Origin of the sequence: Streptomyces sp. NPDC050564, assembly GCF_044457265.1 — a bacterium.
Taxonomy (GTDB): Bacteria; Actinomycetota; Actinomycetes; order Streptomycetales; family Streptomycetaceae; genus Streptomyces.
Window position 1 is genome coordinate 258,135 of the sequence record NZ_JBITGS010000006.1, and the last position, 12,858, is coordinate 270,992.

Here is a 12,858-nt window from a genome sequence, read left to right on the forward strand (position 1 = left end):
GCAAGGTTTACAGCAAGAGTCTTGCAATGCGCAGCAAGATGTTTCAGCAGCTGGTCTTGCCGGAGTAGATCGCCAGCGCGGTGTTGGAACCCAGCGTCGCCGTGAACTGGCCGGAGCTGTTGACCGTGATGCTGGTGTTGTTCTGGACGTTGCAGTACGTGCCCGCGGCGAGCGAGGTGGTGTACGTCCGGGTCAGCGCGGAGGACTCGTGGTTGATGGCCACGAAGCCCTTGCTGCCGCGGCCGAAGGCGATGGCGTCGGCGCCGTTGTCCCACCAGTCGGTGAGGGACTGGCCGCGGGTGGTGTTGCGGAAGGCGACCATCGACTTGATCTCCGGCCAGGCGTGCTGGCACTTCCAGCCGTCCTGCCAGCAGGCGTTGACCGTGCCGCCGTTGGGCGGTCCCGCGTCCGCGTCGGACCACTCGTAGCCGGAGTTGATGTCGGGCGCACCGTAGGGGTACGCGAGCATGAAGACGTTCGCGAGGGTGTAGTTCGCACCGTCCTTGTAGTTGAGCGTCGAGCCGTTGCGCTCGGTGTCGTGGTTGTCGACGAAGACGCTCGCGACCGAGCTGCTCATGTACCCCCAGCCCTCGCCGTAGTTCTTCAGATAGGCGAGATTCTCGTTGTTGAAGACCCGCTTGAGGTCATAGGCGTACCGGAACTCCTGCACGTCGCCGTTGCCCGTGTACTCGGTCGGCTGGACGGCCTCGCCCGAGCCGTAGATGACCTCCTGCTTCCAGTACACGGACGGGTTGCTCAGCCGGGACTTGATGTTGGCGAGGTCGGTCGCGGGGATGTGCTTGGCCGCGTCGATGCGGAAGCCGTCGACGCCGTAGCCGAGCAGGGTGTTCATGTAGCCGGCGATGGTCTTGCGGACGTACTCCTCACCGGTGTCCAGATCGGCGAGCCCGACGAGTTCGCAGTTCTGGACGTTGGTGCGGTTGGTGTAGTCGCTGATGGTGGCGGTGCAGTCGTCCATGTCGTACGAGGAGTACAGGCCCGGGTAGTTGTACTTCGTGTACGACGAGCCGCCCGTGCCGGTACCGGAACCGGCCGACATGTGGTTGATCACCGTGTCCGCCACGACCTTCACGCCCGCCGCGTGGCATGCGCTCACCATGTTCTGGAACGCGGTGGCGTCACCGAGCCGGCCGGCGATCTTGTAGCTCACGGGCTGGTACGAGGTCCACCACTGTGAGCCCTGTATGTGCTCCGCGGGCGGGGAGACCTGGACATAGCCGTAACCGGCCGGGCCCAGCGTGTTGGTGCATTCCTTGGCGACCGAGTCGAACTTCCACTCGAACAGGACGGCGGTGACGTCCTTGGTACCGGGCGGGGAGGCCGCCGCCGTACCGGAGGGAACGGCCACCGAGGCCGCCAGGCCCGCCGCGAGGGCGAACGAGGCGGCAAGCGTTTTCCTTGCCATGTGTGTGCTCCTGCACTTCGTCGTGCGGGTGGGGGGATCGGAAAGTATCTCTTGCAACCAAGTTTCAGCAAGATGTCGAAAGAACTTTCAACTTCCGTATTGACGTGGCCTCTTCAGCGGTCCCAGGCTCCACACGTGTCAACCCTCGTACATCGGGCCCGAGTTGACCGATCCTGGAGAGGAGCCGCACCACGATGGCCATACGACGACGAAGAGTCACCCGACTGCTGGTGACCGCGGCGCTGGCGGTCGGCGGCCTGGCCGCGCTGCCCGCTCAGCAGGCCGCCGCGGCCGACACCGGTGTCCCCAACGGCGATGTGATCGCCAACCTGTGGGAGTGGAACTGGAAGTCGGTCGCCTCCGAGTGCACGAACGTCCTCGACCCGGCCGGGTACGGAGCGGTCCAGGTGGCCCCGCCCGCCGAGTCGCTGAAGCAGACGAACTACTACTGGCGAGACGTCTACCAGCCGTACTCCTACAACATCAACCACTCGGCGCTAGAGCGCCGGGCTTGCACAGCGGGCATCACTGGCGGTGATGCTGCGCTTGCGTCCAGCCCGACCCTGCTGTTTCGAGGGTGGAGCTGGGGCCGTTGACGGCGCCCCGCGTCGCCACAACTCCCACGCCCGGGCGCGGATGTTGCGGGAGCCGTTCCGATCTGCGTGATCAACGAATCCGCAGGACCGGCACGCGAACCAGGCCTGACTGACCCGGTTCGCCTTGTCTACGTGCCCGCACTCGGCGCAGGTGCGCGAGGTGTACGCCGGATCGACGTGCATCACAGGCACTCCCGAACGGCGGGCCTTGCACGCGATGAACTGCCCCAGCTGGGCGAACGACCAGCTGGAGTGGGTGGCCCGTTGGGGCTTGCGAAGCCGTACCCGTTCGCGGAGACCGCCCAAGTTTTCCAAGGCGATTCCGCGACCGGTGCGTTCTGCCTCGGCCACCACATGCTTCGCGATCTTGTGGTTGATGTCCTTCGCCCGCCGCGCCTCCTTGCGCCGGCGCTTCTTCAGCCGACGCTTTGCGGACGGGGTGTTCTTGCGCTGCAACTTGGCCCGCAGGCCTCGCTCCCGGACCCGGATGCGGTTGAGCTCGCGCCCTGCCATGATCTCGCCGTCCGAGGTGGTGGCGATGTTCACGATGCCGAGGTCGATGCCGACGAAGTCCACCGGGTCGGTGTTCGGTTCGGCTTCGGGCACCTCGCAGGTGGCCAACAGGAACCACATGCCGTCCCGGCACAGCAGATCGGACTCGCCCCTGCGGAACAGCGCCAGGGTGGCCAGCTGCCCTGGGCTCGCGGTGAACGCCACGTCCTTGATGCGTCCCGCCACCGCAGGCTCGTGATCGTGCCCAAGTCGACGTCGTTCACCTACAAGTACATCAAGAAGGATTCGTCCGGCCATGTGACCTGGGAGTCGGGCGACAACCGCTCCTACAGCACCGGTTCGGGTGTCGGCTACAGCGTGAGTGACACCTGGAAGGAACGCACCGGCGGTGCTCCGATCCCCTGGAGACCGGAGCACCGCTCACTCATGCGTCAGGCCGCCCACCACACGGTCGTGTCCGCGGGCAGCTTCGCCTCACCGTCCTGCGACAGGGTCACCTCACCGCTGGCGAGGAGCACGCGGCCGTACGCCGGGACGGCCACCGCCTCGCCCCCGGTGTTCGCGATGCAGACGAACTCCCCACGGCGGAAGGCGAGTACACCCTCGGGCGCCTTCAGCCAGGTGACCGAGTCGCCCGCGCCGAGGTCGGCCTCGGCGCGCCGGACGGCGAGCGCACTGCGGTACAGCTCCAGGGTCGAGCCCTCGGTCCCCGTCTGCGCCTCGACGCTCAGCTCGGCCCACTCGGCGGGCTGCGGCAGCCAGCTGCCACCACTGCCGAAGCCGTACGAGGAGCCGGTACGGGTCCACGGGATCGGCACCCGGCAGCCGTCACGGAACCCGTCCTGGCCGGCGCCCCGGAAGTAGGCCGGGTCCTGACGCACCTCGTCCGGCAGGTCCACGACGTCCGGCAGGCCGAGCTCCTCGCCCTGGTAGAGGTAGGCGGAGCCGGGCAGCGCCAGCATCAACAGGGTCGCCGCCCGGGCCCGGCGCAGGCCCAGCTCCCGGTCGCCCGCGGTGCGGATCTGGGTGCCGAGCCCGGCCTCGTTGGCGAAGCGCGTGGCGTGCCGGGTCACGTCGTGGTTGGACAGCACCCAGGTGGAGGGGGCGCCCACCGGCCGCATGGCGTCGAGGGTGCGGTCGATGACGGAGCGCAGCTCGGCCGCGTCCCAATGGGTGCCCAGGTACTGGAAGTTGAAGGCCTGGTGCAGCTCGTCGGGGCGCACGTAGTTGGCGGTGCGCTCGATGGTCGGCGTCCACGCCTCCGCGACGAAGATCCGCCCACCCGTCTCCCACCACCGCCCTTCCAAGGAAGGCCCTTCGGGCCCTTTTTCCATTCCCGCGTACTCGTCGAGGATCGTGCGCCACTGCCGGTAGATGGCGTGCACGCCGTCCTGGTCGAAGAAGGGCATGACATCGTTGCCCAGCAGCTTCAGCTGGTCGTGGTCGCCCAGGTCCGGCAGCCCGTCCGCCTTCACCAGGCCATGGGCGACGTCGATACGGAAACCGTCGACGCCCATGTCGAGCCAGAATCGCAGGATCGAGCGGAACTCGTCGCCGACGGCCGGGTGGTCCCAGTTGAAGTCGGGCTGCTCGGGCGCGAAGAGGTGCAGGTACCACTCACCGGGGGTGCCGTCCGGCTCGGTCACGCGCGTCCAGGCCGGGCCACCGAAAATGGACTCCCAGTCGTTGGGCGGCAGTTCGCCGTTCGCCCCCTTGCCGGGCCGGAAGTGGTAGCGCTCCCGCACCGGCGAACCAGGGCCTTCACGCAGCGCCCGCTTGAACCACTCGTGCTGGTCGGAGGAGTGGTTGGGGACCAGGTCGACGATGATCCGCAGACCCAGTTCATGGGCGTCGCGGATGAGGGCGTCGGCGTCCATGAGGTTGCCGAACATGGGATCGACGGCCCGGTAGTCCGCCACGTCGTAGCCGGCGTCGGCCTGCGGCGAGGCGTAGAAGGGGCTGAGCCACACGGCGTCCACGCCGAGGTCGCGCAGATACGGGAGTCGGGAACGTACGCCCTCCAGGTCGCCCATGCCGTCGCCGTTGCTGTCGGCGAAGCTGCGCGGATAGACCTGGTAGATCACCGCGTCGCGCCACCAGTCGCGGTGGCCGGCGACGGTGGCGAGAGCGGAGTTCGGGGCCTGGTCGGCGGAGTGCTGGCTCATGGCGTCCTTGATGCGATGGGGTCCCCCGCTCCGGGGGTCCCCCCCAGGCCCTTGAGGCACTGGAGGGAGAAGCCGGGAGTGGGGGAGGAATTCGGGTCATAGCTGCGTCTGGGGGCGGGGGGATGAGGCGGCCGCGATGCCGGCGGGGTCGGATGGGCACCGCGGCCGCCACCCGCGCACGTCGAGCGCGCGGGAGCCTTCGGCATATGAAGGGGATCCTGGGCGGATCAGCCCTTCGTTCCGCCGGCGGTCAGGCCGGTCACCAGGTTCTTCTGCACCAGGTAGAAGAACGCGGAGACGGGTATCGCGACCAGCACCGCCGTGGCGGCCATGAGGTTGCGCTGTGCGTCGTGCTCGCTGACGAAGCTCTGCAGACCGACGGCGAAGGTGTACTTCGAGTCGTCCAGCATGAACGTGGAGGCGAAGGCGACCTCACCGAAGGCGGTGATGAAGTTGTAGAAGGCGGCGACCGCCAGGCCCGGCTTGGCGAGCGGCAGGATCAGCCGGAAGAACGTGCCGAAGGGGCTCAGCCCGTCGACGCGTCCCGCCTCGTCGATCTCGAACGGGATGGTGTCGAAGTAGCCCTTGAGCAGCCAGGCGCTGTACGGCACCGCGGTCGAGCAGTAGACGAGGATGAGACCGAGGTAGGTGTCGATGAGCTGCAGGTCCGAGAGGATCTGGTACATCGGCACGATGAGCACGGCGATCGGGAACATCTGGGTGACCAGGAGCACCCACATGAACTTCTTGTATCCCGGGAAGCGCATGCGGGAGACCGCGTAGCCGGTGGTGGCGGCGACCATCACGCCGACGACCGTAGTGCCGAGCGAGACGATGAGCGAACTCTTCATCCACTCGAAGAAGTTCGTGTGCTGCAGCACGAACGAGTAGTTGTCGAACGTCATCTTGCCGAAGATGCGCCCGGGGTGCAGGTAGTCGTCCTTGTCCGGGCCGAGGGACAGGAAGACCAGCCAGGCGATCGGGAAGAGCGCGATCAGGCTCGCGACGATCAGGATGCCGTGGGAGGCGAGGGAGCTGGGGAGGCTGCGTCGGCCGCGGCGGCGGACCGGGCCGCGCGACAGGGAGGCGAGGGCCTGCGGGGTCACCGGGCTGTCGGCCTTGATCTCGGGGGTTGCGGTGCTCATGGGGGCTCCTGCCTCAGATCGCGAGCTGCTGGTCATTGCGGTTCAGCCAGCGGCGGTAGAAGGAGGTGAAGACGATCAGGATGGCCAGCAGCAGGATGCCGTAGGCCGCCGACTGCGCGAAGTCACGCGGCTGTTGACCGAAGCCCAGGTAGTAGGCCCAGGTGACGAGGATCTGCGCGTCCGGGGCGGTGTTGCCGAACAGCAGGAAGATGACGGCGAACTGGTTGAACGTCCAGATGATGCCGAGGAGGACGACGGTGGAGCTGACGGACCGCAGACCCGGCAAGGTGACGTACCGGAACTGCTGCCAGGGACTCGCGCCGTCCATCTCGGCGGCCTCGTACAGCGTGGCGTCGATGGACTGCAGTCCGCCGAGCAGCGAGACCATCATGAACGGCACACCGCACCAGGTGTTGACCATGATCGCGGTGAACCGCTGCCAGAAGGTGTCCTCGAGCCACAGCGGCGAGGGCAGATGCACCGCGTCGAGCATGGAGTTGATGATGCCGCCGTCGGCGAGCATGAAGCGCCAACCGAAGACGGTGACGAAGGTGGGCACGGCCCACGGCAGCACCAGGATCAGCCGGTAGAAGGTCCGGCCGCGCAGCTTCTGGTTGAGCAGCAGCGCGAGACCGAGGCCGATGCAGTAGTGCAGGGCGACGCAGAGCGCCGTCCACACGATCGTCCAGATGAAGTGCGACCAGAAGCGGTCGTACGAGGTGGGGCCCCACAGAATGTCTTTGTAGTTGTCGAGGCCGATGAACTTGTAGGTGGCGTCGATGTGGTTGACGCCGATCGTGCGGGCCGAGTTGAGGCTGTTGGCGTCCGTGAACGTCAGGTAGAAGCCCCGCACCAGCGGATAGAGCACCAACCCGCCGAGTACGACGACGACCGGAGCGATCATCGCGTACGCGTACCAGTACTTCTGGTACGAGTGCTTCAGACGCTGCAGCCGACCGGGGCGGGGTCCTCGGTCGTCACGACGCTTGCCGGTCGCTCGATCGATGGCGACTGTCATGGTTCGACACCTTCTGGAAGATCTACGGCACTACGGAGTGGCTGGGTCGGTGCTGGCACAGGCCGATGGCCGCCGGATCCGTCCCCCCAGATGTCTGGGGGTCCCCCCGCTCGAGCGAAGTCGAGAGTGGGGGAGGATCCGACGGCCATGCGGGGTCACTTACTGAAGTCCGGGACCAGCTTGGCGATCGCGAGTTCCGCGTTGCTCAGGCCCTTGTCCAGGGACTCCTTGCCACCCGCGATCTTCGGCAGCTCGGTGTCGAGCGGGCCCCACAGGGAGCCGTACTCGGGAAGCGCCGGGCGCGGCTGGGCGGCGGGGAGGACGCTCTGGTAGCCGGCGATGCCCGGGTCGGCCTTGACCTCGGCGGTGTAGGCGTCGTCACGCGTCGGCAGCGTGGAGTTCTTGAGGGCGATCGTCGACTGCGACTTCGCGGAGGTCATGAACTTCACGAACTTCAGCGAGGCCTCTTGGTGGGCCTTGTCCGAACCCGCGTACACGGAGAGGTTGTGGCCGCCGGTCGGGGCGCCCGCCTTGCCGGTGGAGCCGGCCGGGACGGTGGCGATACCGAGGTTCGCCTTGTCCGCGAAGGCCGAGCCCTTGTAGAAGTTGGTGATCTCCCACGGGCCCTGGATGATCGAAGCGACCTTGCCGTTGACGAAGGCGTCCTGGATGTGGGCGTACGCGTCGGCGGTGGTGTCCGCCTTGTGCAGGCCCTTGCCGGAGAACAGACCCTGCCAGGTGCCGAACGCCTTCTTGGCCTCGGGCGAGTTCACCGTGATCTTCTTGGCGTCGGCGTCGACCGTGTTGGTGCCCTCGCCGTAGAGGAAGGACTGCGCGTAGTAGGCCTGGGTCGAACCCCAGTAGCCGTCGACGCCCGTCTTCTTCTTGATCGTCGCGGCGGCGGTCTTCAGGTCGGCCCAGGTCTTCGGGGCCTCGGTGATGCCGGCCTTCTTGTACAGCGCCTTGTTGTAGACGAGCGCGAGGGTGTCGGTGACGAACGGCACACCGTACGTCTTGCCGTCGAACTTGGCCTGCTCGATCAGGTTGGGCTGGAACTTCGCCTGGTCCGCGAGAGCCGCGGTGCCGTCGAGCGGCAGGAAGTAGCCCTTCTTCGCGAAGGCCGGGGTCCAGCCGACCTCGGAACGCAGGACGTCCGGGGCACCCTTGGAGCCGGCGGCCGTGTCGAACTTGTTCTGCGCCTGGTCGAAGGGCACGTTGACGTACTTGACCTTGATGTTCGGGTTCGCCTTCTCGAACTCCTTGGCCAGGGCCTTGTACGTCGGCGCCTCATTGGTGGCGTTGGAGGTATCCCACCAGGTGATGGTGAGGGGGCCGTCCGACTTGTCGCTGCCGCTGTCGCTGCCGCCGCAGGCCGTCGCCGCGAGGGCGAGGGACGCCACCAGCGCGGTGGCCGCTATGCCACGCCGCATGAGATCTCCTTGAGGGTGAAAGCCCGAGTGGTGGGGGCAGCGGTCCCGCCCGCTCCCCTTGCCGACTTGCCGACTGCGCCGTTGCGTCCGCCGGGCGACGTGAACGTAACAGCGTTGAAAGCGCGGCGAAAGACCTTGCAGCAAAAAAGTGCAAGGACTGCCGAGAGTTACCCGCCCGTGACCTCTCGCTCTGGGCTGCGAGACCCAGGTAAAAGCCCGCTCAGCAGACATGTGGGCGCCTGTGCAAGACTCTGCAAGCTCTTGCCACAGCCGACGGGTACGGGGATCATCACCCCCGTCAGCGCTTGCAGGAGCCACCCTTTCCCGCGGCGCACGCACGGGACGCCGAGCCGACCAGAACACGAGGGAGCGCGATGACGCAGCAGCCCGGAACGGGCCGATCAACCGTCCGCACACGGCGTCTGGTTGGTGGGCAGGGCGAGGGCCGGCCGGTACAGTCCAATCCTGTGACCACACGGCTTGCCGACATCGCAGCCCAGGCGGGGGTCAGCGAGGCGACTGTCAGCCGCGTCCTGAACGGGAAGCCGGGCGTCGCCGCGACCACCCGCCAGTCCGTCCTGGCCGCGCTCGACGTACTGGGCTACGAGCGCCCCGTACGTCTGCGACAGCGCAGCGAGGGCCTGGTGGGCCTGATAACCCCGGAGCTGGAGAACCCGATATTCCCTGCCCTCGCGCAGGTGATCGGGCAGGCGCTGACCCGGCAGGGCTATACGCCGGTCCTGGCGACCCAGACGCCGGGCGGCTCCACCGAGGACGAGCTGACGGAGATGCTGGTGGACCGGGGGGTCGCCGGGATCATCTTCGTCTCCGGCCTGCACGCCGACACCTCGGCGGACATGCAGCGCTACGAGCAGTTGCGCGCACAGGGCGTCCCGTTCGTCCTCGTCGACGGCTTCTCGCCCAAGGTGCAGGCTCCCTTCATCTCTCCGGACGACCGCGCGGCGATGGCCCTCGCGGTCACCCACCTCGTCTCGCTCGGGCACACGAACATCGGACTCGCCCTGGGTCCCAAGCGGTTCGTGCCCGTGCAGCGCAAGATCGAGGGCTTTGTGCGCACGATGCAGGAACAGTTGGGCCTGAGCCCCGACGACATCGAGGAGCGACTGGTCCAGCACTCGCTGTACACGCTGGAGGGCGGTCAGGCTGCGGCGACCGCCCTCATGGACCGTGGCTGCACGGCGGTCGTCTGCGCCAGCGACATGATGGCCCTCGGCGCGATAAGGGCGGCGCGCCAGCGCGGCCTGGAGGTCCCGAAGGACATCTCGGTGGTCGGCTTCGACGATTCCCCGCTCATCGCCTTCACCGACCCGCCGCTCACGACCGTCCGCAAGCCGGTCCCGGCGATGGGACAGGCGGCGGTGCGTACGTTGCTGGAGGAGATCGGCGGGACCCCGGCACCCCACAGTGAATTCGTGTTCATGCCGGAGCTTGTGGTGCGTGGTTCGACCGCTTCTGCCCCTGGGGACCGGAATCGTCCCTGAGGAGGAGTAAGTACGGCACTCATCGGACTCCTCCCGGTGTAGAAAATGCGACGAGGACCCAACCAAGGGATGATCTGTCGGGGAACGCTTTTCTGGCAGACTCTGTGCCTATGGGTGAGACGACCGTGACGACACTGGAAGGCCAGGAGCAGGCCGCTCCACAGCCCGTCGCGGAGGAGAAGGCGGGGAAGGACTACCTGCGTCGCTTGCGGGCCCCGCGTCGCCCCCGCTTCTGGTTCGAGATCCTGCTCATCGCGGTGAGTTATTGGACGTATTCGCTGATTCGCAACGCCGTGCCGGAGCAGAAGCACGAGGCGCTGCGCAACGCGGACTGGATCTGGCAGACGGAGCACCATCTCGGGATCTCCGTCGAGCAGTCGGTCAACCACGCCGTCAATTCGTTGACATGGCTGATCATCGGGATGAACTACTACTACGCGACGCTGCACTTCGTGGTGACGCTGGCCGTCCTGGTGTGGCTGTACCGAAGCCACCCCGGCCGCTACGCGGCCACGCGGCTCGCCCTGTTCGCCACCACGGCGGTCGCCCTGGTCGGCTACTACTTCTTTCCCCTGGCACCGCCCCGCCTGATGAACGGCGGCCACTTCGTCGACACGGTCCTCGTCCACCAGACCTGGGGCTCCATGGCTTCCGGCGACCTGAAGCACATGTCGAACCAGTACGCCGCGATGCCCTCGATGCACATCGGCTGGTCCCTGTGGTGCGGCCTGACGATCTTCGCGCTGGCGTCGGCACCGTGGGCCCGGATTCTGGGCATCCTCTACCCGACGACCACCCTGATCGTGATCGTCGCCACCGCCAACCACTTCTGGCTCGACGCGGTGGGCGGCATGCTGTGCCTGACCTTCGGCTTCCTGGTGGCGCGGCTCTGGTTCGGCTCCCTGCCGTACGCGCTGCCGCGCCGGATGCCGGGGACACGGGGAGCGCCACTGCTGCCGGTGAAGGCCTGAGCAGGGGGCTTCGGCCCGTTCGGTGCCGCCGGACACCCCCGTGGTGGCTGAGCGGCGCCGCGCCGCGGATTCGTGCGCGGGGACAGTTGCTTCGCCGGACTTGTGGAGGGGCCGCACCGTCAGGTGCGGCCCCCTCTGTCCGCCGCGACGTCGCTCGGCCACGACGGCGGTGTTCCGTGGTGCCGGGCGAGCTCAGTCCCCGCGATGGGCGACGAATCCACCGGTCACGGTGAGACGTACCGGGGCCTGCGCCACCTCGTCCGCCGGCGCCTCCACCGGATCCAGGCCGAAGGCCGAGAGGTCCGCCCGGTACCCGGGCGCGATACGCCCCGTCCGATCTGCCTCGCCGGCGGCGACGGCCGCATGCGTCGAGCAGCCCTCCAGCGCCTGGAGCCCCGTGAGACCGCCGCGCGCGGAGGCGGCGCCCAACGGTTCCCGTGCCGTCGCCAGCACACCGCGCACGTCGTAGTGGGCGATCGGCCAGTCGGAGCCCAGAGCGACCACCGCACCGGCCTCCCGCAGGTCCCGGGTTCGCCAGGCCCGGCCGGCCCGCTCGGGGCCGAGCCGCCGTGACCACTCGTCGCCGTGGTCGCCCCGCGTGTACGCGGTGTGCGGCGGCTGCATCGACGCGATGACGCCGAGTCGCGCGAAGCGCGAAAGCGTGCCGTCCGGGGCGGTCTCAACGTGCTCGATCCGGTGCGCGAACCGCCCTGAGGCCCCCAGCCCCTCGACGGTGTCGAGAACGTGCCGTACGGCCGCGTCCCCGATCGCATGCGTGGCCGTCCGGACCCCGGCCGCGTGCAGCTGCCGTACGGCGGCGGTGTACGCGGCGGGGTCGGGCCAGAACGCCGCCGTGCCCTGCCCGTGACAGTCGGCATGCTCCAGCCAGGCCGTACCGCCCTCCACCGTCCCGTCCATGAAGAACTTGACCCCGCCGATGCTCCAGTGCCGTCCGCCACGCCCCTGGAGCGCCACGAGCTCGCCCAGCGCGTCCTCGTCGGCTCCCGGCATGCACCAGGGCGCGAACCGCAGCCGCACCGGCAGGGCGGTCTCCTCGGCGACGGCGCCGACCAGCTCCGGATCCCCCAGGTCCATCGCATGCGCCCCGGTCAGCCCGGTCGCGGCCATCGCGGAGAGCAGCTCGACGAGCCGGGCCCGCCGCTCCGCGTACGAGGGCCGGGGCATGACCTCGGCGACCAGCTCCATCGCGGCGTGTTCGACGAGGTGCCCGGTAGGCCGCCCGTCGCCGTCGCAGACGACCTCCGAGCGCTGGACGAAGGCCCGCGGCCCCTGGACCCCGGCGGCCTTGAGGGCCGCCTCGGTCACCAGGGCCGAGTGACCGTCGTACAGCCGCAGAAAGGCGGGCGCGCCGCCGAGTACATCCTCGACGAGGGCCCGGTGCACGGGCCGCCCGCCGAAGACGTTGTGATCGAGCCCGAACCCGATGACCCACCCGTCGATACGGGGCGCGGCGCCGAGCGCGCGCCGCAGCCCGTCCAGGTCCGTCACGGCGGACAGATCGACGCCGGTGGCCATGTCCAGCCCCCACACGGGGTGGCTGTGCGCGTCCACGAGCCCGGGCACGAGGTGCGCCCCCTCCAGCGGGACGACCTCCGTTCCCGGCCCCCGCCAGTCCCGTACGTCGCTCTCGTCGCCGACGGCGGCGATCAGTCCGTCGCGTACGGCGACGGCGGTGGCGTACGGCCTGGCGGGGTCGAGGGTGCGTATCTTGGCGCCGGTGAGGATCAGCTCGGCGGTGGGCATGCGGGTGACTCCCTTGTGGTGAACGGTTATTCGGCGGGCTCGTCGGCGAACTCCGCGTACACCTGCGGTCGTTCGCGGCGCAGCCACCAGGCGAGGGCCAGGCCCGCGACGAAGACGGCGGGCGACAGGGCGATCAGGACCGTGTTCACCGTGGTGGACGCGCCGGTGAACAGGTCGATATGGGTGACCACCAGCGCTATGGCCGTCGCGAGCAGCACGGTCGCGACGACGGGCGCGACGAGCGTGCGCAGCACACCCTCCTCGTGCCGTACCCGGCGGAATTGACTTGCTCCTCGGGCTGAAGCCCGAGGATTGTGGCCTTCTCGTC

General features: G+C 68.3%; 9 protein-coding genes and 3 pseudogenes. 4 read left to right on the forward strand and 8 right to left on the reverse strand.

What is annotated here, in order from left to right:
• Positions 1-43: 43 nt before the first annotated feature.
• Complete coding sequence (locus tag ACIBK0_RS12340; RefSeq protein ID WP_399078499.1) at positions 44-1,426, reverse strand: alpha-amylase family protein; 1,383 nt, start codon at positions 1,424-1,426, stop codon at positions 44-46.
• 194 nt (positions 1,427-1,620) lie between these two features.
• Here ACIBK0_RS12340 and ACIBK0_RS12345 point away from each other — a divergent pair, with 194 nt between their 5' ends.
• Positions 1,621-2,022 carry a hypothetical protein gene (locus tag ACIBK0_RS12345; protein WP_399078501.1) on the forward strand — a complete coding sequence of 134 codons (402 nt, stop codon included), beginning with the start codon at positions 1,621-1,623 and terminating at the stop codon, positions 2,020-2,022.
• On the opposite strand, the pseudogene ACIBK0_RS12350 reads toward ACIBK0_RS12345, so the two are convergent.
• Positions 1,924-2,760: pseudogene (locus ACIBK0_RS12350) on the reverse strand (RNA-guided endonuclease InsQ/TnpB family protein); the annotation flags it as partial. The gene ACIBK0_RS12345 and the pseudogene ACIBK0_RS12350 sit on opposite strands and share 99 nt — an antisense overlap.
• Positions 2,761-2,775: 15 nt before the next feature.
• Between ACIBK0_RS12350 and ACIBK0_RS12355 the strand changes: the two are divergent.
• Positions 2,776-2,874, forward strand: a pseudogene (locus ACIBK0_RS12355) (carbohydrate-binding module family 20 domain-containing protein); the annotation flags it as partial.
• A gap of 92 nt (positions 2,875-2,966) precedes the next feature.
• Here ACIBK0_RS12355 and ACIBK0_RS12360 read toward each other — a convergent pair.
• From ACIBK0_RS12360 to ACIBK0_RS12375, 4 genes are all read right to left on the reverse strand, one after another.
• The gene (locus ACIBK0_RS12360) at positions 2,967-4,700 is read right to left on the reverse strand and encodes a glycoside hydrolase family 13 protein (RefSeq protein ID WP_399078503.1); all 1,734 of its coding nucleotides are present in this window, start codon (positions 4,698-4,700) and stop codon (positions 2,967-2,969) included.
• 227 nt (positions 4,701-4,927) lie between these two features.
• A complete protein-coding gene (locus ACIBK0_RS12365) occupies positions 4,928-5,845 on the reverse strand; it encodes a sugar ABC transporter permease (RefSeq protein ID WP_399078506.1) in 918 nt (305 codons plus the stop codon).
• Between the two features lie 13 nt (positions 5,846-5,858).
• Positions 5,859-6,863, reverse strand: a complete 1,005-nt coding sequence (locus tag ACIBK0_RS12370) for a carbohydrate ABC transporter permease (RefSeq protein ID WP_399078508.1) — start codon at positions 6,861-6,863, stop codon at positions 5,859-5,861.
• 155 nt (positions 6,864-7,018) lie between these two features.
• Positions 7,019-8,293, reverse strand: a complete 1,275-nt coding sequence (locus ACIBK0_RS12375; protein WP_399078510.1) for an extracellular solute-binding protein — start codon at positions 8,291-8,293, stop codon at positions 7,019-7,021.
• Positions 8,294-8,760: 467 nt separating this feature from the next.
• Here ACIBK0_RS12375 and ACIBK0_RS12380 point away from each other — a divergent pair, with 467 nt between their 5' ends.
• Positions 8,761-9,795, forward strand: coding sequence for a LacI family DNA-binding transcriptional regulator (locus ACIBK0_RS12380; protein ID WP_399078512.1), 1,035 nt, complete (start codon positions 8,761-8,763; stop codon positions 9,793-9,795).
• A gap of 110 nt (positions 9,796-9,905) precedes the next feature.
• Positions 9,906-10,766 (forward strand): phosphatase PAP2 family protein, encoded by an 861-nt coding sequence (locus ACIBK0_RS12385; RefSeq protein WP_399078514.1) that lies wholly within the window; start codon positions 9,906-9,908, stop codon positions 10,764-10,766.
• Between the two features lie 192 nt (positions 10,767-10,958).
• Here the strand turns inward: ACIBK0_RS12385 and ACIBK0_RS12390 are convergent, their stop codons facing one another.
• Positions 10,959-12,530 (reverse strand): amidohydrolase, encoded by a 1,572-nt coding sequence (locus tag ACIBK0_RS12390; RefSeq protein ID WP_399078516.1) that lies wholly within the window; start codon positions 12,528-12,530, stop codon positions 10,959-10,961.
• 26 nt (positions 12,531-12,556) lie between these two features.
• Positions 12,557-12,811: pseudogene (locus tag ACIBK0_RS12395) on the reverse strand (amino acid transporter); the annotation flags it as partial.
• Positions 12,812-12,858: the final 47 nt, after the last annotated feature.